Origin of the sequence: Buttiauxella ferragutiae (assembly GCF_022637515.1) — a bacterium.
GTDB classification, from domain to species: domain Bacteria; phylum Pseudomonadota; class Gammaproteobacteria; order Enterobacterales; family Enterobacteriaceae; genus Buttiauxella; species Buttiauxella ferragutiae.
Genome location: NZ_CP093332.1, coordinates 1,044,516 through 1,065,706, shown reverse-complemented (window position 1 = coordinate 1,065,706; position 21,191 = coordinate 1,044,516). Strand labels below are relative to the sequence as shown.

20 protein-coding genes and 5 tRNA genes are annotated in these 21,191 nt (G+C 51.1%); 6 read left to right on the top strand and 19 right to left on the bottom strand.

The annotated features are described in order from the left end of the window. The first annotated feature begins 5 nt into the window (after nucleotides 1-5). Complete coding sequence (emrB, locus tag MNO13_RS04825; protein WP_064543974.1) at nucleotides 6-1,544, top strand: multidrug efflux MFS transporter permease subunit EmrB; 1,539 nt, start codon at nucleotides 6-8, stop codon at nucleotides 1,542-1,544. 143 nt (nucleotides 1,545-1,687) lie between these two features. Further along, on the top strand, nucleotides 1,688-3,358 hold the full coding sequence (gene leuA, locus MNO13_RS04820; protein WP_241939589.1) for a 2-isopropylmalate synthase: 1,671 nt from the start codon (nucleotides 1,688-1,690) through the stop codon (nucleotides 3,356-3,358). Here leuA and MNO13_RS04815 read toward each other — a convergent pair. The 19 genes from MNO13_RS04815 to mltB all read right to left on the bottom strand — a co-directional run bounded on the left by MNO13_RS04815 (nucleotide 3,355) and on the right by mltB (nucleotide 18,215). Beyond that, a complete protein-coding gene (locus MNO13_RS04815) occupies nucleotides 3,355-4,110 on the bottom strand; it encodes an AraC family transcriptional regulator (protein WP_237931486.1) in 756 nt (251 codons plus the stop codon). The genes leuA and MNO13_RS04815 overlap by 4 nt on opposite strands. Nucleotides 4,111-4,197: 87 nt before the next feature. Further along, nucleotides 4,198-4,713: an S-ribosylhomocysteine lyase gene (gene luxS, locus MNO13_RS04810; RefSeq protein WP_064543968.1), complete on the bottom strand. Its 516-nt coding sequence runs from the start codon at nucleotides 4,711-4,713 to the stop codon at nucleotides 4,198-4,200. Nucleotides 4,714-4,867: 154 nt separating this feature from the next. After that, nucleotides 4,868-6,424 (bottom strand): glutamate--cysteine ligase, encoded by a 1,557-nt coding sequence (gshA, locus tag MNO13_RS04805; protein ID WP_064543966.1) that lies wholly within the window; start codon nucleotides 6,422-6,424, stop codon nucleotides 4,868-4,870. A 79-nt stretch (nucleotides 6,425-6,503) separates the two neighbouring features. Beyond that, nucleotides 6,504-6,932 carry a YqaA family protein gene (locus MNO13_RS04800; protein ID WP_241939588.1) on the bottom strand — a complete coding sequence of 143 codons (429 nt, stop codon included), beginning with the start codon at nucleotides 6,930-6,932 and terminating at the stop codon, nucleotides 6,504-6,506. Beyond that, on the bottom strand, nucleotides 6,929-7,495 hold the full coding sequence (yqaB, locus tag MNO13_RS04795; RefSeq protein WP_064543962.1) for a fructose-1-phosphate/6-phosphogluconate phosphatase: 567 nt from the start codon (nucleotides 7,493-7,495) through the stop codon (nucleotides 6,929-6,931). The genes MNO13_RS04800 and yqaB overlap by 4 nt, the downstream gene beginning before the upstream one ends. Nucleotides 7,496-7,657: 162 nt before the next feature. Continuing rightward, nucleotides 7,658-7,734 (bottom strand) — tRNA-Arg (locus MNO13_RS04790). 195 nt (nucleotides 7,735-7,929) lie between these two features. Beyond that, nucleotides 7,930-8,006, bottom strand: a tRNA-Arg gene (locus MNO13_RS04785). A gap of 61 nt (nucleotides 8,007-8,067) precedes the next feature. Further along, nucleotides 8,068-8,144: transfer RNA gene (locus MNO13_RS04780), tRNA-Arg, on the bottom strand. A 196-nt stretch (nucleotides 8,145-8,340) separates the two neighbouring features. After that, nucleotides 8,341-8,417 (bottom strand) — tRNA-Arg (locus MNO13_RS04775). Between the two features lie 4 nt (nucleotides 8,418-8,421). Continuing rightward, a tRNA-Ser gene (locus tag MNO13_RS04770) sits at nucleotides 8,422-8,514 on the bottom strand. A gap of 325 nt (nucleotides 8,515-8,839) precedes the next feature. Further along, nucleotides 8,840-9,025, bottom strand: coding sequence for a carbon storage regulator CsrA (gene csrA, locus MNO13_RS04765; protein WP_013574027.1), 186 nt, complete (start codon nucleotides 9,023-9,025; stop codon nucleotides 8,840-8,842). A 250-nt stretch (nucleotides 9,026-9,275) separates the two neighbouring features. Next, a complete protein-coding gene (gene alaS, locus MNO13_RS04760; protein ID WP_121815025.1) occupies nucleotides 9,276-11,903 on the bottom strand; it encodes an alanine--tRNA ligase in 2,628 nt (875 codons plus the stop codon). A gap of 160 nt (nucleotides 11,904-12,063) precedes the next feature. Continuing rightward, complete coding sequence (locus MNO13_RS04755; protein WP_064543958.1) at nucleotides 12,064-12,570, bottom strand: regulatory protein RecX; 507 nt, start codon at nucleotides 12,568-12,570, stop codon at nucleotides 12,064-12,066. Nucleotides 12,571-12,647: 77 nt separating this feature from the next. After that, nucleotides 12,648-13,712 carry a recombinase RecA gene (gene recA, locus MNO13_RS04750; protein ID WP_064543956.1) on the bottom strand — a complete coding sequence of 355 codons (1,065 nt, stop codon included), beginning with the start codon at nucleotides 13,710-13,712 and terminating at the stop codon, nucleotides 12,648-12,650. 83 nt (nucleotides 13,713-13,795) lie between these two features. Next, nucleotides 13,796-14,305 carry a nicotinamide-nucleotide amidase gene (gene pncC / locus MNO13_RS04745; RefSeq protein WP_064543954.1) on the bottom strand — a complete coding sequence of 170 codons (510 nt, stop codon included), beginning with the start codon at nucleotides 14,303-14,305 and terminating at the stop codon, nucleotides 13,796-13,798. Between the two features lie 128 nt (nucleotides 14,306-14,433). Beyond that, nucleotides 14,434-15,312 carry a metal ABC transporter substrate-binding protein gene (locus MNO13_RS04740; RefSeq protein WP_064543952.1) on the bottom strand — a complete coding sequence of 293 codons (879 nt, stop codon included), beginning with the start codon at nucleotides 15,310-15,312 and terminating at the stop codon, nucleotides 14,434-14,436. Next, complete coding sequence (locus tag MNO13_RS04735) at nucleotides 15,309-16,193, bottom strand: metal ABC transporter permease (protein ID WP_121815024.1); 885 nt, start codon at nucleotides 16,191-16,193, stop codon at nucleotides 15,309-15,311. The genes MNO13_RS04740 and MNO13_RS04735 overlap by 4 nt, the downstream gene beginning before the upstream one ends. After that, entirely contained in the window at nucleotides 16,190-16,885 is a 696-nt protein-coding gene (locus tag MNO13_RS04730) for a metal ABC transporter ATP-binding protein (protein WP_133522885.1), read from the bottom strand. Before MNO13_RS04730 ends, MNO13_RS04735 begins: the two co-directional genes overlap by 4 nt. A 256-nt stretch (nucleotides 16,886-17,141) precedes the next feature. Further along, nucleotides 17,142-18,215, bottom strand: a complete 1,074-nt coding sequence (mltB, locus tag MNO13_RS04725; RefSeq protein ID WP_064544056.1) for a lytic murein transglycosylase B — start codon at nucleotides 18,213-18,215, stop codon at nucleotides 17,142-17,144. A 250-nt stretch (nucleotides 18,216-18,465) separates the two neighbouring features. On the opposite strand from mltB, the gene srlA reads away from it, so the two are divergent. From srlA to srlD, 4 genes are read left to right on the top strand one after another with little or no spacing between them, the layout of a single operon-like run. After that, nucleotides 18,466-19,014 (top strand): PTS glucitol/sorbitol transporter subunit IIC, encoded by a 549-nt coding sequence (srlA, locus tag MNO13_RS04720; RefSeq protein WP_064543944.1) that lies wholly within the window; start codon nucleotides 18,466-18,468, stop codon nucleotides 19,012-19,014. Nucleotides 19,015-19,023: 9 nt separating this feature from the next. Next, nucleotides 19,024-19,989, top strand: a complete 966-nt coding sequence (gene srlE, locus MNO13_RS04715) for a PTS glucitol/sorbitol transporter subunit IIB (RefSeq protein WP_064543941.1) — start codon at nucleotides 19,024-19,026, stop codon at nucleotides 19,987-19,989. Between the two features lie 8 nt (nucleotides 19,990-19,997). Continuing rightward, nucleotides 19,998-20,360, top strand: a complete 363-nt coding sequence (gene srlB, locus MNO13_RS04710; RefSeq protein WP_064543939.1) for a PTS glucitol/sorbitol transporter subunit IIA — start codon at nucleotides 19,998-20,000, stop codon at nucleotides 20,358-20,360. A 20-nt stretch (nucleotides 20,361-20,380) separates the two neighbouring features. Next, nucleotides 20,381-21,160, top strand: a complete 780-nt coding sequence (srlD, locus tag MNO13_RS04705; RefSeq protein ID WP_064543937.1) for a sorbitol-6-phosphate dehydrogenase — start codon at nucleotides 20,381-20,383, stop codon at nucleotides 21,158-21,160. Nucleotides 21,161-21,191 lie beyond the last annotated feature (31 nt).

Sequence of the window (21,191 nt, the reverse complement as noted above, 5' to 3'; positions counted from 1 at the left end):
GTTGTATGGCACAACAAAAACCGCTAGAAGGGGCACCGCTGGTCATCATGACCATCGCCTTGTCATTGGCGACCTTTATGCAGGTGCTGGACTCGACCATCGCCAACGTGGCCATTCCGACCATTGCCGGTAACCTTGGCTCGTCACTGAGCCAGGGAACCTGGGTTATCACTTCATTTGGGGTGGCAAACGCCATCTCAATTCCTATCACCGGGTGGCTTGCTAAGCGCTTTGGTGAAGTGAAGTTGTTTATGTGGTCGACGATTCTCTTCGTGTTGGCTTCATGGGCTTGCGGCGTGTCCAAAAGTCTGGAGATGCTGATCTTCTTCCGCGTTATCCAGGGGATCGTTGCCGGGCCGTTGATTCCGCTGTCGCAAAGTCTGCTGCTCAATAACTACCCGCCTGCTAAGCGAAGTATCGCGCTGGCGCTGTGGTCGATGACGGTCATCGTGGCACCGATTTGTGGGCCAATCCTCGGTGGTTTTATCAGTGATAACTACCACTGGGGTTGGATCTTCTTTATCAACGTGCCTATCGGCGCGCTGGTCGTTCTGCTGACGATGCAAACCTTGCGTGGGCGTGAAACCAAAACCGAGCAGCGCCGTATTGATGCCATCGGCCTTGCGCTGTTGGTGGTGGGCATTGGTAGCCTGCAAATCATGCTCGACCGCGGTAAAGAGCTGGATTGGTTTAACTCAACGGAAGTGGTCGTTCTGACAATCGTCGCGGTGGTGACGATAAGTTTCTTGATTGTCTGGGAGCTAACGGACGACAACCCGATAGTCGACTTGTCGTTGTTTAAGTCGCGAAACTTCACCATTGGTTGCTTGTGTATCAGTCTCGCCTACATGCTCTACTTCGGCGCAATTGTGTTACTGCCGCAGCTGTTGCAGGAGGTATATGGCTACACGGCAACCTGGGCGGGTCTGGCATCGGCACCGGTCGGGCTTCTTCCTGTATTGCTGTCGCCGATTATCGGGCGTTTTGCTCATAAGCTCGATATGCGGCGCCTGGTGACGTTCAGCTTTATTATGTACGCCGTCTGTTTCTACTGGCGTGCATATACCTTCGAGCCGGGAATGGATTTCGGCGCGTCGGCCTGGCCGCAGTTTATTCAGGGCTTTGCCGTGGCGTGCTTCTTTATGCCACTGACGACAATCACGCTTTCCGGGCTGCCGCCTGAACGTATGGCCGCAGCGTCGAGTCTGTCGAACTTTACCCGAACCCTTGCCGGTTCGATTGGTACGTCGATAACCACGACGCTGTGGACTAACCGCGAAGCGCTACATCACGCGCAGTTAACGGAGTCCGTTTCACCGTTTAACCCGAATGCGCAGGAGATGTATTCAAAACTGGAAAATCTGGGGATGTCGCCGCAACAAGCCTCTGGCTATATTGCGCAGCAGATTACCAATCAGGGGCTGATTATCTCAGCCAATGAGATTTTCTGGGTTTCTGCAGGAATATTTATTCTGTTACTGGGTCTAATCTGGTTTGCCAGACCACCGTTTGGTGCCGGCGGTGGCGGCGGTGGAGCGCACTAAGTCAGAAACACAAAAGGGGCCAATTGGCCCCTTTTCTCTGTCTGTCGTCTGGCGGTTTTGCAGCACAGGTTGTCAGTTTTGCGCCAGTAAGCCCAGCCTAAAGTCGTCAGGATAAAGACTGACCCACGCCGAGGAAAACCGACATGCTGTACGACCCATCGCAAAAATACCAGCCCCATCCCCCGATTCACCTACCTGACCGCCAATGGCCAAACAAACAGCTCACGCATGCCCCACGCTGGCTTTCCACCGACCTGCGCGACGGTAATCAGGCGCTGGCTGACCCCATGGACGGCCTGCGCAAACTGCGCTTCTGGGAACTGTTGCTCCAATGCGGTTTTAAGGAAATTGAAGTGGCTTTTCCGTCAGCATCAGAAACGGACTTCCAGTTTGTTCGCCAGCTAATTGAAGAACGGCGGATACCGCACGACGTCACAATCCAGGTGCTGACCCAGGCACGTACCGATTTGATTGAACGCACTTTTGCCGCTCTTGAGGGTGCCAGTCGCGCGACACTGCATCTCTATAACGCCACTGCCCCACTTTTCCGCCGCCTGGTATTCCGTCAGAGCAAAGAGGAGATCATCCAATTGGCCGTCAGTGCGACGCGCCAGATTCGGGCATTGTGCGAGGCAAACCCGCAAACACAGTGGAGTTATGAATACTCCCCGGAAACCTTCTGCTTCACCGAATCTGATTTCGCGCTGCAAATCTGCGAGGCGGTGGCGGATGTTTGGGAGCCCTGCTGCGAAAGGCCGATGATTATCAACTTACCTGCAACCGTCGAAGTGAATACCCCGAACGTCTATGCCGACCAAATTGAGTACTTCTGTCGCCATTTCTCGCGGCGTAACGCGGTGTGTATCAGCGTTCATCCTCACAATGACCGGGGAAGCGGTGTGGCCAGTGCTGAACTGGCGATACTTGCGGGAGCTGACCGTGTAGAGGGCTGTTTGTTCGGCAACGGCGAACGCACCGGTAACGTCTGTCTGGTAACAATGGCTATGAATCTATACAGCCAGGGGATCTCACCGCAGCTCGATTTCAGCGACATAAAGCATGTTGTCGAAGAGGTGGAGCAATGCAATCAGTTACCGGTACACCCTCGCCATCCCTATGGCGGAAAGTTGGCATTTACAGCCTTTTCAGGCTCGCATCAGGATGCTATCAAAAAGGGTTTCACGGCCCGGCAGCAATCCTCTTCTCCGCTTTGGGAGATGCCGTATCTTCCTGTAGACCCGAACGATATTGGCTGTAGTTACGAGGCGGTGATCCGCGTTAACAGCCAGTCTGGTAAAAGCGGCGCGGCGTGGATACTGGAACAAAACCACGGGCTGGTATTACCACGTGGGTTGCAACAGGACTTCAGCCGCCACGTTCAGGAACAGACCGACCGGGACGGTAACGAAATGACTCTTAACGCCCTCTGGCAGTTGTTCCGCAAGTTGTACGGGCCGCATCAACTCGCTGATCGGCAACTACTGGAATACCGCAGTGAAAGTCAGACAGAAGGAGGTCTTTCACTGCAGGCGCGCGTCCAGACACCAGAAGGAATATTGACGTTGCAGGGCAAAGGTAACGGGCTACTTTCTGCCACCGCTGATGCTCTAAAATCGCAGTTCAAGGTCGCTTTTTCTATCGAGGACTACCATGAGCATACACTTGGAAGACATAGCGAGAGCCGATCAGCTGCCTATATACGCTGTACTTTTGCCAATGGTGAAAGTCGCTGGGGAGTCGGTATCGACAATGATGTTGCGCGGGCTTCGCTACAGGCTTTGCTTAACGCCTTGCCGATAAAATCTTCGAACTAGAAGTATTCACTTGGGGATACGCCCAGAGTCCGTCGGAACATGGCGCTGAATGCACTGTGGCTTTCATAGCCAAGATCCAGCGCCACCCGCAGAACCGATTGCCCTTGAGCCAGGCGATTTAGTGCTTCCATTAGCCGTGCGCGTCGTACCCATTCGCTGAACGCCATACCAGTTTGCTCGCGAAAATGGCGCAGTAAGGTTCGTTCACTCATGTTGAGCTGGGCGGCAGCCACTGTGGTGGTCCATGATTTACCTGGTTCAGCCTGAACCTGACGGCATAGCGCCTGAATCGTGGGTGCCTGCGGTTCCGGCAGATTAAAAGGCATCACTGTCATCACGCGGATTTCATCGAGGATCAGCTCGTAGATTCTCTCCTCCCTGCTCCCGGCTTCGTACCGTCCTGGTAGATCCAGCGAGCTTATGATCAACTCACGCAGTAAATTAGAAACCTGCACAACCTGACAGACCGAGGGTAAATCCGCGCGAGCAAAAGGATCGATAAACAACGTTCTGGCCGCGACTTGTCCTGTGACCTGAAGCCGATGACGTGTTCCCGCCGGGAGCCATACACCACGACTGGGCGGCACAACCCAATACCCTTGTTCCGTTTCTATCCGCACCACGCCACTTAAAGTATGCAGCAGTTGTGCGCAGTCATGGCTATGCCAGGGCTCCGTCGCGCCATGTGGATAATCATGAGCAAAGGGAACAAGCGGACGCGTCGCGAAGTTGAACTGGAGAGTGGTAGACATAGCGTTATTTATGAGCGAAAAGATAAAGGTAGCATAGCGCAGGAATACAAAAAGGAGCCGATGAGCTCCTTTTTATGAGGCTTCTGACTAGATGTGCAGCTCTTTAAGTTTCTCTTTTGGCAGAGCCAACTCTTCGTTGCTGTTCACGCTCACACCATGCTCAAGAATATGGCGCGCGATGTCCTGTGCTTCTTGCAACGAGTGCATGTGGTAAGTCCCACACTGATAAACGTTCAGCTCTGGGATCTGGTTTTGCTCTTTCACTTTCAGAACATCTTCCATTGCCGCTTTCCACGCGTCAGCAACTCGAGACTCTTCTGGCACACCAATCAGGCTCATGTAGAAACCTGTGCGGCAACCCATAGGTGAAATATCGATGATCTCTACGCCGTTCCCATTCAGGTGATCACGCATAAATCCTGCAAACAGGTGTTCAAGTGTATGAATCCCTTTTTCTGGCATCACTTCCTTGTTCGGGATGCAGAAACGCAGATCAAATACAGTGATTGTATCGCCATGAGGCGTGTGCATTGTTTTGGCCACACGCACTGCTGGCGCGCCCATGCGGGTATGGTCGACTGTGAAGCTATCCAACAACGGCATCTGATCACCTCCGATAGTGATTTAATTTAAAAATAAAATGAACCATTCTTTCCTGGACGACTCTGAGTATATGAAAGACGCGCATTTATTATCATCATCCCTGATTCAGAGATGTATATTTTGGCCACATTGATTGTGGCCTTTTTCTTTTGTACTACGCGTGTTTTGCGAGCCACACGTCGAACGGTTCGGTATCTTTAGCTTCAATTTCCCGCTGACGTTGCCACGAAGCGTCATGCTCCTTCTGCAATACATCTTCGGTCAAAATCTCTAGCGGCTCCTGGATCAGCATCTGACGATATTGCTCAGCCAATGCCAGCCCCGTTCCGCCAATGCCATTATCAATCATAGACCGCAGAATTCGTGCTGAGTACGTTAATTCAGGATTATCGAAACAGGCGACCAGTTGGTCACACACGTCCTGGTATTCCGTATTGCCAGCGATACCATCCAGCGTTTCCGCGACACGCCGTAAATCAGCAAACAGGTCTTTGCCCACTTTTGGCAACGGATGCTGTGCAGTTTCACAACCCATACCCAACGTCAGGCCTGGTTTGCGCCCTTCCAGAATCACGCGATTCCAGTTTTTACGGGTGCAAAGCAATTCATCACTGCTCATTTCAGGCGCGTCAGCCAGCACACACCAAATCATAAACAGGTCGAGGAAGCGAACTTGCTGCTCATCAACCCCGATCGGAGAGAACGGGTTAATATCCAGTGAACGCACTTCGATATATTCAATCCCACCGCGCATCAGAGCGTCAGAAGGCGACTCACCCTCCGCTGTGACACGTTTAGGGCGAATCGGTGCGTAGAGTTCATTTTCGATTTGCAGCACGTTGGTGTTGATTTGAAGGCGTTTACCGTCCTTCTCAACTCCCATCTTCGCGTACTCTTCCGAAGGCGTTTTAATGGCACGTTTTAATCCGGCGACGTAAGTTTCCAGATCGTTAAACGTAATGCCAAGATTGCTCTGAGATTTGTTGGTGTAACCGAGGTCGCTCAAACGCAGTGACGTCGCGTATGGCAGGTAATTCATGCCACACTCGGTTTTTTCAAATGGCAGCGAGCTTTCTTTCCCTTGCAGGAAAGACGAGCAAATCGCCGGCGATGCACCGAATAAATACGGGATCACCCAACCGAAACGGTAGTAGTTGCGAATCAGGCGGAAGTATCCGGCGGAAATCGCTTCTTTGCCGCTCTGGGCATCTTCTACGCCCAACCGCGCCTGCCAAAATTCAAACGGCAACGAAAAGTTGTAGTGAACGCCGGAGATAGTCTGCATCAACGCACCGTAACGGTTTTTCAATCCTTCACGGTAGAGCGTTTTAAAACGCCCGTTGTTGGATGAACCATACTGCGCCAGTTCGATATTCTGACCGTCGTCGATATAGCACGGCATGCTCAGAGGCCACATGCGTTCCTCACCCAAATGACGGGCGACATGGCGATGAATATCACGCATGAAGGTCAGCATATGGTCGATGTCACCATCAACCGGAGTGATAAACTCCAGCAGCGCTTCCGCGAAATCGGTGGTGATCCATTTATGGGTAAACGCTGAACCTAGACTTTCCGGGTGGCCGGTTGTTGCCAACTGACCATCTGGCGTGACGCGCAGCGTTTCACGCTCAAGACCACGACGAAGACCTTTTACTGCCTGAGGATGCTGTTCCAGCCAGGCCAGCGCCTGTGATACGTTCGGGATCAAATTGACCTCCCGCCTGTAGAATTCATTTTTATTAAGCATAATTGTTTTAAATGGTGATGATAATTATCAGATCACCCAATTAGTGCCACCACGCCATGCCTTGTACCGTTGCAGCCGCGACAACGAGATAGCGAAGCGCTTTACCAAGGCATAAGAAAAAGATTACCGGTCCCCAGCTCATTCGTAATAAGCCAGCCAACAGGCACAGTAGATCGCCAATTAAAGGCATCCAGCTGAGTAATAACGTTGCCGGACCAAAACGCACCAACCAGGCAGTTGCCTTTCCTTGCCAGAGCGATTGTTCCCGCAACGGGAAAAAACGTCCAAGAATAACGTTAGTTAAGCCGCCAAGGCTATTACCCATTGTTGCTATTAAAATGAGTAACCAGGTTGGCCCAGAACCTGCAACTAATAACGCCACCAGAACAGCTTCTGAGCTTCCTGGTAACAATGTTGCGCTAAGAAAACTGCTGGTAAACAGTGAAACAAATGACAGTGTTTCACTCACAGCAAACGGACATCCACGCCATCCATACCAGCGGCACGTGCTGCTTCCAGGCCAAAATCTGCATCTTCAAACACCACACATTTATGCGCAGCAACACCCATTAATTTGGCGCACAGCAAAAAAGTGTCGGGAGCAGGTTTATGGTTTTTAACGTGATCTGCCGCGACAACAGCGGAGAAATACTGACGTAAGCCCAAATGATTAAGCAGCGCTTCGGCAATATCGCTTTCACTACCGGTACCTACAGCCATAGGACGACGCCCATGCCAGGATTTAACGACATCAATGAGAGGAAGCGGGCGCACAGTATCAAGAAGCATAGCCCTTACGGCCTGCGTCTTTTCCTGCGCCAGACGATGAGGATCAAGATCTGCACGATTGAGTTCGATAATCGCCTGCGCGATACGCCAGGTTGGGGAGCCATTCAACGCAACCATAGCTTGCTCATCAAACTGCATGCCATAGCCCGCTAGCGTCTCACGCCACGCCTTACGATGTGTTGGTTCGGTATCGAGGATGGTTCCGTCCATATCGAAAATCAGGCCGTCGTAACGTTCGTACATCTCATCCCTCACATCACTCAATATTGAGGCGTTACTTTAGCGTAAACCAATAATATTGTCGCTTATTTGTAATTGAGATAGTACAGAAGGTGACTAATGGGTTTGTGTGGTGTTACTGGGAGTTTGTTTTTGAAATTCAGAAGGTAAAACTTGGGGGGAATATGGTGCACCCAGGAAGATTCGAACTTCCGACCGCTCGGTTCGTAGCCGAGTACTCTATCCAGCTGAGCTATGGGTGCATCGGGTTACTACTTTACTACTGATTCAATGTCACTGAACTTGCCGTAACATCGAAGAAGATGGTGCACCCAGGAAGATTACTCGCCAGGGCTCGCCCTAAAGGGCCGTTGCTAAAGCAACGTTATCTTCCCTTGTGCTTGCTGAGAAATCAAATTTCTCTGAAGCGATACCATTGCTGATATTTAGGAAAAATATGGTGCACCCAGGAAGATTCGAACTTCCGACCGCTCGGTTCGTAGCCGAGTACTCTATCCAGCTGAGCTATGGGTGCATCGGGTTACTGCTTTACTACTGATTCAATGTTACTTAACTTGCCGTAACATCGAAGAAGATGGTGCACCCAGGAAGATTCGAACTTCCGACCGCTCGGTTCGTAGCCGAGTACTCTATCCAGCTGAGCTATGGGTGCACAGGATTACTTCTTTTACTGCTGACTTAATGCTGTTTGTTGTTCTAAACAACATCAACAAGATGGTGCATCCGGAGCGTTACTCGCGGTGCTTGCCCTGACGGGCCGTTGCTTTAGCAACGTTTTTCTCCCTGTTGTTCGCTAAGAAATTAACTTTCTTTGCAACACTACCGGTGCAAAATGGTAGTAGGAAGAATGGTGCACCCAGGAAGATTCGAACTTCCGACCGCTCGGTTCGTAGCCGAGTACTCTATCCAGCTGAGCTATGGGTGCAAAATGGCGGTGAGGCGGGGATTCGAACCCCGGATGCAGCTTTTGACCGCATACTCCCTTAGCAGGGGAGCGCCTTCAGCCTCTCGGCCACCTCACCACACGCCTCTTTCGAGGTGTACCGTTGAACTTGTTTCTGCTCATCGGCACTGCGTGGCGCACATATTACTTTCCCGCACTTATAAGTCAAACAATTTTTCCCAACTCAGTTTCAATTGCACACTTCGCGCACAATTAGGGTGAATTCACGGCAAAAAGAGTGTTTTATCAACTAACAAGATGGGGTTTATAGAGGTACGAAAGCATTCGGGATAAGTAAGAAATTGTGGGCATGACAGAAGAAACAGGAGGGATTGCGAGATAAAGCGAAGAAAATAGTGCTCTAAAGGAAGCGTCTCGCTAGCAGATAGCGAGACGCAGTAACTTTAGTAACTCGTTTGTTGCGATTTTTCAGCCTGGATACGTTGGTAGATCTCTTCGCGGTGTACAGAAACTTCCTTCGGGGCGTTAACACCAATACGAACCTGGTTACCTTTTACCCCAAGTACTGTCACGGTCACCTCATCCCCAATCATGAGGGTCTCACCAACTCGACGAGTTAGAATCAGCATTCTTTGCTCCTTGAAAGATTAAAAGAGTCGGGTCTCTCTGTATCCCGGCGTTCTCCATCATATACGACAAAAAGTAAGTAGTGACAAACACATAAAGTGTCACTCACCACGACATTACATTCTGTTATGAATAAGTCTAGCCGATATACGCAACTTTAACCTGACTTTATCATTATTGAGTATGTGCAAATTTAAGAAGACGCTATAACCTAAATGAGTTATAGCGTCTGTCTGCACTTTATTTTTTTACTTAGAGCTTAGCCGAGACCCAAGCTTCAACACCGGCCAGAGCACCCGGCAATGCGGCTGCATCTGTGCCACCAGCCTGAGCCATATCTGGACGACCGCCCCCTTTGCCACCAACTTGCTGAGCGATAACTCCAATCAGTTCTCCCGCCTTCACACGGTCAGTGACATCTTTAGAGACACCAGTAATCAGAGAAACCTTACCTTCTGATACCGTCGCCAGAACGATAATTGCCGAACCAAGCTGATTTTTCAGATCATCAACCATAGTACGCAGCATCTTCGGTTCAACGTTGGCAAGTTCACTCACGAGGAGTTTCACGCCTTTTACATCGACGGCTTTGCTGGAAAGGTTTGCACTCTCCTGCACTGCCTGCTGTTCTTTCAATTGCTGTAGTTCTTTTTCAAGCTGGCGGGTACGCTCCAGTACCGAACGCACTTTCTCGTTCAGATTCTGGCTATCGCCTTTGAGCAACTGAGCAATATCATTGAGCTGTTCGCTTTGTGCATGCAGATTAGCCAGCGCACCTTCGCCAGTAACAGCTTCAATACGGCGCACACCCGCAGCAGTACCAGACTCAGCCACGATACGGAACAAACCAATATCGCCAGTGCGGCTGGCGTGAATACCGCCACACAGTTCGGTCGAGAAATCACCCATGCTCAGCACACGCACGTGGTCATCATACTTCTCACCAAACAACGCCATTGCACCTTTAGCCTTAGCAGCTTCCAGATCCATGACGTTAGTTTCGATTGGCAGGTTACGACGAATTTGTCCGTTAACGATATCTTCTACTGCGCGAACTTCAGCCGGTTTCATTGCTTCGAAATGGGAGAAGTCGAAACGCAGGCCTTTATCGTTAACCAGTGAACCTTTTTGCGCGACATGCGTGCCAAGTACCTGGCGCAATGCAGCATGCAACAAGTGAGTTGCAGAGTGGTTCAGACGAATGCGTGAACGACGCACTTCATCAACTTCAGCTTTTACACTGTCGCCCACTTTCACCACACCAGAGACTAATTTGCCAAGATGACCGATAGCCTGGCCATACTTCTGCGTATCGTTAACGGCAAAGTCCACACCGTTACCTTTGATTGTGCCTTTATCACCAACCTGGCCACCAGACTCTGCATAGAATGGTGTTTCGTTGAGCACCACAACCGCTTCCTGGCCCGCAGTCACTTGTTCAACGGCTTTACCGTCAACAAACAACGCAGTGACTTTCGCGGTTAAATCCGTGTGATCATAACCTTTGAAAGCAGTGGCAGAATCTACGCGGATCATGCTGTTATAGTCAGCGCCAAAACCGCTGGACTCACGTGCGCGACGGCGTTGTTCTTCCATCGCCGCTTCAAAACCAGCTTCGTCAACTTTCAGATTACGTTCGCGGCAAACATCCGCAGTCAGGTCAACCGGGAAGCCATAGGTGTCGTACAGACGGAAAGCGGTTTCACCATCCAGCGTATCGCCCTTCAGTTTCGCCAGTTCTTCATCCAACAGCGTTAAGCCACGTTCCAGGGTACGGGCAAACTGCTCTTCTTCGGTTTTCAGAACTTGTTCAACCAATGCTTGCTGACGTTGCAGCTCTTCACCCGCTGCCCCCATCACTTCAACCAATGGGCCAACCAGTTTGTAGAAGAAGGTTTCTTTAGCGCCCAGCATGTTGCCGTGGCGGATTGCACGACGAACGATACGGCGCAGCACATAGCCACGGCCTTCATTGGATGGCGTAACACCATCAGCAACCAGGAACGCACAAGAACGAATATGGTCAGCGATAACACGCAGTGATTTGCTGTTCAGATCGGTTGCACCAGTAACTTCGGCAACAGACTTAATCAGCTGGCTGAACAAATCAATTTCGTAGTTGGAGTTAACGTGCTGAAGAACAGCGGCAATACGCTCCAGCCCCATACCCGTATCAACAGACGGCTTCGGCAATGGCAACATAGTGCCATCTTGCTGACGGTTGAACTGCATGAACACAAGGTTCCAGATTTCGATATAACGGTCGCCATCTTCTTCAGCGCTACCCGGAGGGCCGCCCCAAATGTGGTCGCCGTGGTCAAAGAAGATTTCGGTGCATGGGCCGCATGGGCCGGTGTCACCCATCTGCCAGAAGTTGTCAGATGCGTAAGCTGCACCTTTGTTATCGCCAATGCGAATAATACGTTCGCGCGGAACGCCAACTTCTTTTTCCCAGATTTCAAACGCTTCGTCGTCAGTCTCGTAAACCGTTACCCACAGACGATCTTTTGGCAGGTTAAACCACTGTTCGCCGGTCAATAATTCCCAGGCGAAGTTGATGGCATCATTTTTGAAGTAGTCACCAAAGCTGAAGTTACCCAGCATTTCAAAGAAAGTGTGGTGACGAGCGGTGTAACCGACGTTCTCCAGGTCATTGTGTTTACCACCAGCGCGGACACAACGTTGCGACGTTGTGGCACGGGAATAGTTACGTTTGTCGAGACCAAGGAATACATCCTTGAACTGGTTCATCCCGGCATTGGTAAACAGCAAAGTAGGGTCGTTATTCGGAACCAGGGAGCTGCTCGCTACAACCTGGTGGCCTTTACTATGGAAAAAATCGAGAAACGCCTGACGGATCTCAGCGGTGCTCTTGCTCATAATTATCCTGAAATCAAGCTAACGAGGAGTTGCAAACCTGACATAGCCAATTTTGATACTTTGGCCTTGACCTGTTTACCTGGAAAAAGTGGGAATAAGATAAGTTTTCTGATGAGGGAAGTAAAATCCCGTGTATGCCTAATCTGCAAAATTTCGGTATTTATCTTGAATAAACGGCCTGGATGTCTTCCATAAAGAAACCACGATACTGAAGATAGCGCTGCACTTTGGCCCGCTCTTTCCATTCCGTAGGAAGTTGCTCACCGAATTTTCGCTCGGCAATGTCTCGCGCCATCTCTTGCCAGTCTATTTCGCAATTTTCCATGGCGGCTTCGCTCAGTTCACGCGCGATACCTTTACCCTGCAATTCCTGACGGATACGTTGCGGGCCATAACCTTTGCGGCTGCGGCTTGCGATAAAACGCGAAGCGAACTGAGCATCGTCCAGCCAGCGGTGTTCATAACACCAGGCAATAACTTTTTCGATATCTTCAGGAGTAAACGGGTCTTCTTCCGCTCTTGGTTTTCCGGGAAACGTGGGTTGTGCAGCAAGTTTACGGCGGAGTTCTTGTTCGCTGTGATCGCGCATCGCCAGGATACGAGTGGCTTTGTCTAATAAGCGGGACCAGGCGCTGCGGCGAGTAGAAGGAGTAATAGGTTCAGGCATGACGGATAACCTGTATAGAAGAAAAGTGCAGTAAAGCAGATAAAGACAAGGGCTGCCGTGGCAGCCCTTACTAGTATTTAGAAGTCTTCTTTGGTTTCAGCAACGTCTTTGTCATGGTCATCAACAACAAAGTCTGGTGTGCCATCTTGATTATTCAGCAGCATATCACGCAGTTTCTTCTCGATTTCAACAGCCATTGGCTTGTTTTCTTTCAGGAAATTACTGGAGTTTGATTTACCCTGGCCAATCTTCTCACCGTTGTAGCTGTACCAGGCACCTGCTTTTTCAATCAGCTTGTGCTTCACGCCTAAATCAACCAGTTCGCCGTAGAAGTTAATGCCTTCGCCGTACATGATCTGGAATTCAGCTTGCTTAAATGGTGCAGCAATTTTGTTTTTGACCACTTTAACGCGGGTTTCACTACCCACTACGTTATCGCCATCTTTTACCGCGCCAATACGGCGGATATCCAGACGGACAGATGCGTAGAACTTCAGGGCGTTACCACCGGTTGTGGTTTCCGGGTTACCGAACATCACACCAATTTTCATACGGATCTGGTTGATGAAGATAAGCAATGTGTTGGACTGCTTAAGGTTACCCGCCAGTTTACGCATTGCCTGGCTCATCATACGTGCCGCAAGGCCCATATGAGAGTCACCGATTTCGCCTTCAATTTCAGCTTTCGGTGTCAGAGCAGCAACGGAGTCAACCACGAGGACGTCAACAGCACCGGAACGTGCTAATGCGTCACAGATTTCCAGAGCTTGTTCGCCGGTATCAGGCTGGGAACACAGCAGGTTGTCGATATCAACGCCCAATTTCTTAGCGTAAATCGGGTCCAGAGCGTGCTCGGCATCGATAAACGCACACGTTTTACCTTCACGTTGAGCGGCGGCGATAACTTGCAAAGTCAGCGTCGTTTTACCAGAAGATTCTGGTCCGTAGATTTCAACGATACGCCCCATTGGTAAGCCACCGGCTCCCAGAGCAATATCCAGTGAAAGTGAACCGGTAGAGATCGTTTCCACATCCATGGTACGGTCTTCACCCAGACGCATGATGGAGCCTTTACCAAATTGTTTTTCAATTTGGCCAAGTGCTGCCGCTAACGCCTTCTGTTTGTTTTCGTCGATAGCCATTTTTACTCCTGTCATGCAGGGTGATACACAAGTGCGCCACGCTGCTTACTATGCTGTTTTGTTGTGCCAATTATACTGTATGGTCATACAGTATCAAGCTTATTTTTGAGAAATTCTTCCCACAGGGTTTGCACTGCATATTCCGTGGCCTGGCGGCGAACGGCATCACGGTCACCTTCAAAAAGCTGATGGCGAGCGACAGTGCCTTCAAGCTTTGAGCTGAAGCCAAACCACACGGTGCCGACAGGTTTTTCCTCGCTGCCACCATTTGGTCCGGCGATACCACTGACAGCAATCGCGTAGTCCGCAGCGGCGGCATATAACGCCCCCTGAGCCATTTCACGCACCACGGCTTCACTGACTGCGCCGTGGGTTTCCAGCGTCCCGCTATCCACACCAATCATTTGATGTTTAGCTTCGTTACTGTAGGTAACAAAGCCACGTTCAAACCAGGCGGAACTGCCTGAAACATCAGTAATCACCTTGGCAATCCAGCCACCGGTGCAAGATTCCGCCGTCGTGATGGTGGCACCAAGCTGCCCAAGCGCTTCGCCCAACTGGTGGCTTAATTGGCGCAATGTTTTCTCTGTCATATTGGCTCCGATTGTAGACATATCGCAGGGTCACACGATAGCACTTAACCGCGCTTTCAGAGGATTACATTCAATAACGCGAGGCACTTCCAGAGAAAAGAACGGCCAGCGAATGCTGGCCGGATAAATCATTTCATACTGTTAGCGATGGCTTCCACATTATGCTTAAAAGCCATCTCATAAGTGCTGGCAGGACCGTCGGCATCAGACAATGCTTCAGGATAAAGTTCACCGCCCGGTTGTGCACCACTCGCGGCGGCAATTTGTTTTACCAGACGGGGGTCAGTCTGGTTCTCAATGAAGTATGTTTTGATGTGCTGGTTTTTGAGCTGTTTGATTAGCCCAGCGACATCACTGGCATTCGCTTCAGCTTCAGTCGAGAAGCCAACAGGCGCGAGGAAAGCCACCCCATACTCTGCGCCAAAATAGCCAAAGGCATCATGGCTGGTCAGCACTTTACGGTGCGATTTAGGAATCGATTCAAAGCGTGTTTTGGCCCAGCTATCCAGCAGTTTCAGGCGCGTAACGTACTCGCTGCCGCTTTCATTGATTGCCGCCGCATCTTGTGGGTCTGCCGCCATCAGCGCCTTCATAATATTCTGTGCGTAGACCGCGCCATTCTCAGCACTGTTCCAGGCATGCGGGTCAGTAATTTGTTTACCGTCTTCGACCATGCTGCGGCTGGAAATACCTTCAGAAGCAACAATGACTTTGCCTTTATAACCTGATGCGCTCACCAGACGGTCCATCCACCCTTCCATTCCCAGCCCGCTGACAATAACCACGTCAGCTTTGCTTAGCGCGACGCTGTCTTGCGGCGAGGGTTCAAAACTATGCGGATCACCGTTTGGCCCGACCAGGCTTTTTACCGTGACATGTTCACCGCCGACTTGTTTCGCCATATCAGCCAGCACCGTGAAACTGGCGACCACATTGAGGTTTTTCGCCAGCGCCGCCTGGCTGGAACAAGCCAGCACCAATGACATCATCATCCCAAAACGTTTCATTTAATCCCCTTGCTTGTTGTTATCCAGCCTCTACAAAGGCTCCGAGCCAGTCCGCTGCGCGAACCGAAAAGTATTGAGATAAAGAAGCCAACGCTTGCCGTCAGAACAATCGCCGGTCCAGCAGGCAGTGCGGCGGCAAAAGACCATGCCAGCCCAATCCATGCCGATAACAAACCGCAGACCACCGCAATAAACATCGCCCCAGGTAGCGTTTTCGCCCAGCAGCGCGCCGAAACCGCTGGCAGCATCATTAGCCCGACGGACATCAGCGTGCCGAGGATTTGAAATCCGGCGACCAGGTTAAGCACCAGCAGCGCAAGAAAAACACCATGAATAAGATGAGGTGCCTGGCGGTTATTGACCTGCAAGAAGCTGCGGTCAAAGGTTTCCATCACCAGCCCGCGATATAAACCCGCCAGGATAAGTAACGTTACGCTGGCAATCACGCCAACGAAGATTGTTGCCTGATTATCGACGGCCAGTATTGAGCCAAATAAAAGGTGCAGCAGGTCAACACTGGAGCCGCGAAGCGAAATGAGTGTGACGCCTAACGCCAGCGAGCCGAGGTAAAAACCTGCAAAACTAGCATCCTCTTTAAGTTGGGTTCGTGAGCTCACCAGGCCGGAAATTAATGCCACCAGCACCCCCGCAACAAAGCCGCCAATCCCCATGGCAACCAGCGACATACCTGCCAGCAAATAGCCCACCGCAACGCCCGGCAGGATGGCATGAGAAAGTGCATCCCCCACCAGGCTCATACGCCTTAGCAGCAAGAAAATCCCCAACGGAGCGGTGCTCAGTGATAAAGCCAGGCACGCAACGAGCGCGCGGCGCATAAAACCGTAATCAATAAACGGTTCCAAGAAGAAGTGATAAATCATGCGGATAACGCCAGATTATTACTGACTTGCGAATAACGAGGTAACACTTCAGCAGCGTCCCCCCAATGGAAATGATCTTGTGTAAGCAATAAAACCTGTGGGAAATGCCGGCTAACACGTTGGTTATCATGCAGCACAGCCAGTACCGTTTGGCCCGCCTGATTCATTTGGCAGATTAACGACATCAGGAAATCGCTGGTTTGCGAATCGACCCCGGTAAAAGGCTCATCGAGCAGCACCAGCGGCGCGTTTTGCACCAGTAAGCGAGCAAACAGCATTCTCTGAAACTGGCCGCCAGAAAGCATTTCGATAGGCTGATGGCGGTAAGCGCTCAAGCCAACTCGTTCGATGGCATCGGCTATCCGCAGGCGGTGTTGACGCTTCAATGCGGAAAACAGGCTGCGGGCAGGCCACGCCCCCATACACACCACATCGTAAACCGTGACAGGAAACTGTCTTTCCATTTCAGCCAGTTGCGGCAACCACGCAATGCGCGGAGCACACCCATCGGTAAACTGCAGTTGCCCCGATACCGGTGCCTGTAACTTCAATAATGTTTTAAGGAGGGTCGATTTCCCGGTGCCGTTGGCACCAATAATGGCGGTCATGCTGCCTTGCACAATATGGCCGGTAAGTGCAGGTGCCACCGCCCTTCCCTGATAACCCAATACCACTTGATTCAACGAGATCATGGCAGTGCAATCGCCCAGCGAATAGCCAGCCATAAACCGGCGAGCAGCATTAAGACTGCACAAAACCGGGCTGATGCCGCCACGGTGAAAAGTGTCCGTAAAGGATTCATTGCAGGAAAAAGCCTTCAATTTGATTTGTTATAACATAACATAAAATAAATTGATGACGATGTAAATTCCTGATCGACGATCGGGAAAAACCTTCATGGGAAGTGCTGGAGAAAGAACCCCGCCTCAGAACAAGGCGGGGTAAAGATTACTGAACGCGAGCCTGCGCAACAGCCAGGCCTAACTGCCATACCGCCATCGCGTAATGCGTGCTGTGGTTGTAACGGGTGATGGTGTAGAAGTTTGGCAGACCGTACCAGTACTGGTAACGATCGCCCATATCCAGGCGCAGTAAACTGGCTTCCTGGTGGTTACCCAGAGAAGCCGTTGGGCTCAGGCCGGATTGCGCCAGCGCGGAAACGGAATACTTGGTCTTAAAGCCGTTGGCTAACCCCGGTACCTGGCCGTTAGCAGGCACCGCCACCAAATCCCCTTTCACCCAGCCGTGGCCTTTGAAATAGTTTGCTACACTGCCAATCGCATCTTCGGGATCCCACAAATTCACATGACCGTCGCCGTTGAAATCAACCGCGTACTCTTTGAACGACGAAGGCATAAACTGGCCGTAACCCATCGCCCCGGCAAATGAACCTTTCAGTGCCAGCGGGTCATCACCTTCGTTACGCGCCATCAACAGGAAGGTTTCCAGTTCGCCAGAGAAGTATTGCGCACGGCGTGGATAAGCAAAGGATAAGGTCGCCAGCGCATCGATGATGCGTGTTTTACCCATCACGCGGCCCCAGCGAGTTTCCACGCCGATAATCCCAACAATAATTTCTGGTGGCACGCCGTAAACCTGGAAAGCGCGTTTCAGCGCACTATCGTATTGATTCCAGAAAGCCACACCATTTTGCACGTTATCTGGGGTGATAAATTTGCCGCGATAACGCAACCACGCCCCATTTGGGCCCGGAGGTGGTGCAGTAGTAGGTGCCTGCTGGTCCATTAAACGCAGCACGTAATCCAACCGTTTGGCCTGAGATAACACTTCATGCAATTGCTGGCGGTCAAAGCCATGCTCACTCACCATTTTATTGATGAATTTTTCGGCTTCAGGATTGTTGGCAAAATCCCCCGTCTGCATAAACACATCATGCTGCGGTTGCAGCAAGAACCCCCCTGAAGGTGCGCCAGCTTGCTGAGGCGAAGTTTCAGTTTTTGGTTTACTGCTACAGGCAGCAAGCAAAACGATAAGTGGAAGTAACGCGACGGAGTAACGCATGTGAGGGATATCCATATGACTGACGACGAATGTGTATTCCTTATGGTAAATCAAAATCAATAATCAGGGATCCCCCTTTCTAACTCCTTTCAGTTCACCATTAAACTTTCCATTTAAAATTAAATTACCTTTCAAATTAACAGATTTATGCTTCACAATGAGATCTAAATAACATACATGAAGGTTTCAAAGTGATTATTATGAGCTGCCACTGACCGCAGAGTGAGCATTTACCCTTCAGGAGATAACAATGATCGACATGATTACCCATGGAGCTGAATGGTTTATTGGCCTGTTTCAAAAAGGGGGAGAAGTTTTTACCGGCATGGTGACCGGTATTCTTCCGCTGCTAATAAGCCTGCTGGTGATAATGAACGCGTTAATTAATTTCATCGGCCAGCATCGCATCGAACGAATGGCGCAGCGCTGCGCCGGAAACCCGGTTTCCCGCTACCTGTTATTGCCTTGCATCGGTACGTTTGTGTTCTGCAACCCGATGACGCTAAGCCTGGGGCGCTTTATGCCGGAGAAATACAAACCGAGCTATTACGCCGCCGCTTCATACAGTTGCCACTCAATGAATGGCCTTTTCCCTCACATCAATCCAGGCGAGCTATTTGTGTACCTGGGGATCGCCAGCGGGCTGACCACACTTGGTTTGCCGCTGGGTCCACTCGCGGTGAGCTACCTGCTTGTCGGTCTGATCACTAACTTCTTCCGTGGCTGGATAACCGACCTCACGACCTCGATCTTCGAGAAGAAAATGGGTATCGAACTGGAACGCCAGGTGCGACTTTAAGGAAAAATCATGACGCAACTTATTCGTATTGAGAAAGGCCAGGGCGGCTGGGGCGGCCCGCTGATTCTGCCGGTCGAACCCGGAAAAAAAATCGTCTACATCACCGCAGGGACTCGCCCGGCGATTATCGACAAACTCAGTGAAATGACGGGCTGGCAAGCGGTAGACGGCTTTAAAGAAGGCGAGCCGCCGGAAGCAGAAATCGCTGTGGCGGTGATCGACTGTGGCGGAACATTGCGCTGCGGGTTGTACCCGAAACGCCGCATCCCGACCATTAATATCCATGCCACCGGCAAGTCCGGGCCAATGGCGCAGTACATCGTTGAAGATATTTACGTTTCCGGTGTGCGCGAAGAAAACATTAGCTGGCAAGCAGATGAAACGCAGTCCGTCGCGAAAACGCCGGTTCGTGAGTACGACACCAGTAAGAAAATAACGGAACAAAGCGATGGATTGCTGGCAAAAGTCGGCATGGGCATGGGCTCTGCCGTAGCGGTGCTGTTTCAGGCCGGGCGCGACACCATAGATACCGTGTTAAAAACCATCCTGCCGTTTATGGCGTTTGTCTCGGCGCTTATCGGCATCATCATGGCTTCAGGATTAGGCGACTGGATTGCTCACGGCCTGGCTCCGCTGGCCAACAATCCCGTCGGACTGATAACCCTGGCGCTGATTTGTTCATTCCCGCTGCTCTCACCTTTCCTCGGCCCTGGGGCGGTTATCGCACAGGTTATCGGGGTGCTGATTGGCGTACAAATTGGCCTCGGTCACATTCCACCACATCTGGCGCTCCCCGCGCTGTTTGCCATCAATGCGCAAGCAGCCTGTGACTTCATCCCGGTGGGCCTCTCTCTGGCTGAAGCCCGACAAGACACGGTGCGCGTCGGCGTGCCATCGGTATTAGTCGGCCGCTTTTTAACGGGCGCGCCAACCGTGCTCATCGCCTGGCTCGTGTCCGGCTTTATCTATCAATAGGGTGGATTATGCGAACTATTTATCAAACGACTATCACGTATATCGGCCAGTCCGCCCGCGAAGCGCTGGATGACAACATGCTGATCACTTTTAGCGAAGGCGCGCCAGCAGATATTCAGGACTTCTGTTTTATTCACTGCCACGGCGCATTGAGCGGCACGCTTGAACCCGGTATCGGTTTTGAACTGAACGGGCAGCATTACGATGTCACCGCAGTTGGCGACGTCGCTCAACAAAATTTACAGGAACTGGGGCATATCACCCTGCGTTTCGACGGTGAAGCGCAGGCGGAATACCCGGGTACCGTCCATGTTAACGGGCCACTACCTCACAACATTGAAACGGGCTGCCAGTTGAAGTTTTTAGTCTAAGCACATTAAAGGAGTAGAGCATGAACCAAGTTGCCGTTGTCATTGGGGGAGGACAAACCCTCGGAGCGTTTCTCGCCCATGGGCTTGCGAAGGAAGGTTATAAAATTGCCGTGGTAGATATCCAAAGCGAAAAAGCGGCCCGCGTCGCCCAGGAAATTAACGACCAGTACGGTGCTGGCATGGCCTGGGGATTTGGCGCTGATGCCACCAGCGAACAGAGCGTAACCGCGCTCGCCAACGGAGTAGACGAGATTTTCGGCCAGGTGAATTTGCTGGTCTATAGCGCCGGAATTGCCAAAGCGGCATTTATTGGTGATTTCGCGTTGGGCGATTTTGACCGTTCGTTGCAGGTCAATCTGGTGGGATATTTTCTGTGCGCCAAAGCGTTTTCAGCCTTGATGATCCGCGACGGCGTACATGGCCGCATCATCCAAATTAACTCTAAATCCGGGAAAGTGGGCAGCAAACATAATTCCGGCTACAGCGCGGCAAAGTTCGGCGGCGTAGGGCTGACACAATCACTGGCACTGGATTTAGCAGAGTACGGCATTACCGTGCATGCCTTGATGCTGGGCAACCTGTTGAAATCGCCAATGTTTCAATCATTACTCCCGCAATATGCCGAGAAACTGGGCATTGCGGCGGATGAAGTCGAGCAATATTACATCGACAAAGTCCCGCTCAAGCGTGGCTGCGACTATCAGGATGTGCTGAATACGCTGCTGTTTTATGCCAGTGATAAAGCATCGTACTGCACCGGGCAATCAATCAACATTACCGGCGGGCAGGTGATGTTTTAAACCCACGGGTGGATAGCCGTATGACTGCAAA

Bases quoted from the DNA above. Each gene is read 5' to 3' on its own strand.
- luxS (WP_064543968.1), bottom strand. From the start codon at position 4,713: ATGCCGTTGTTGGATAGCTTCACAGTCGACCATACCCGCATGGGCGCG.
- recA (WP_064543956.1), bottom strand. From the start codon at position 13,712: ATGGCTATCGACGAAAACAAACAGAAGGCGTTAGCGGCAGCACTTGGC.
- MNO13_RS04735 (WP_121815024.1), bottom strand. From the start codon at position 16,193: ATGATTTATCACTTCTTCTTGGAACCGTTTATTGATTACGGTTTTATG.
- MNO13_RS04755 (WP_064543958.1), bottom strand. From the start codon at position 12,570: ATGCCTGAACCTATTACTCCTTCTACTCGCCGCAGCGCCTGGTCCCGC.
- alaS (WP_121815025.1), bottom strand. From the start codon at position 11,903: ATGAGCAAGAGCACCGCTGAGATCCGTCAGGCGTTTCTCGATTTTTTC.
- srlD (WP_064543937.1), top strand. From the start codon at position 20,381: ATGAACCAAGTTGCCGTTGTCATTGGGGGAGGACAAACCCTCGGAGCG.
- mltB (WP_064544056.1), bottom strand. From the start codon at position 18,215: ATGCGTTACTCCGTCGCGTTACTTCCACTTATCGTTTTGCTTGCTGCC.
- srlB (WP_064543939.1), top strand. From the start codon at position 19,998: ATGCGAACTATTTATCAAACGACTATCACGTATATCGGCCAGTCCGCC.
- MNO13_RS04815 (WP_237931486.1), bottom strand. From the start codon at position 4,110: ATGTCTACCACTCTCCAGTTCAACTTCGCGACGCGTCCGCTTGTTCCC.
- yqaB (WP_064543962.1), bottom strand. From the start codon at position 7,495: ATGTACGAACGTTACGACGGCCTGATTTTCGATATGGACGGAACCATC.
- MNO13_RS04730 (WP_133522885.1), bottom strand. From the start codon at position 16,885: ATGATCTCGTTGAATCAAGTGGTATTGGGTTATCAGGGAAGGGCGGTG.
- pncC (WP_064543954.1), bottom strand. From the start codon at position 14,305: ATGACAGAGAAAACATTGCGCCAATTAAGCCACCAGTTGGGCGAAGCG.
- emrB (WP_064543974.1), top strand. From the start codon at position 6: ATGGCACAACAAAAACCGCTAGAAGGGGCACCGCTGGTCATCATGACC.
- leuA (WP_241939589.1), top strand. From the start codon at position 1,688: ATGCTGTACGACCCATCGCAAAAATACCAGCCCCATCCCCCGATTCAC.
- csrA (WP_013574027.1), bottom strand. From the start codon at position 9,025: ATGCTGATTCTAACTCGTCGAGTTGGTGAGACCCTCATGATTGGGGAT.
- srlE (WP_064543941.1), top strand. From the start codon at position 19,024: ATGACGCAACTTATTCGTATTGAGAAAGGCCAGGGCGGCTGGGGCGGC.
- MNO13_RS04740 (WP_064543952.1), bottom strand. From the start codon at position 15,312: ATGAAACGTTTTGGGATGATGATGTCATTGGTGCTGGCTTGTTCCAGC.
- srlA (WP_064543944.1), top strand. From the start codon at position 18,466: ATGATCGACATGATTACCCATGGAGCTGAATGGTTTATTGGCCTGTTT.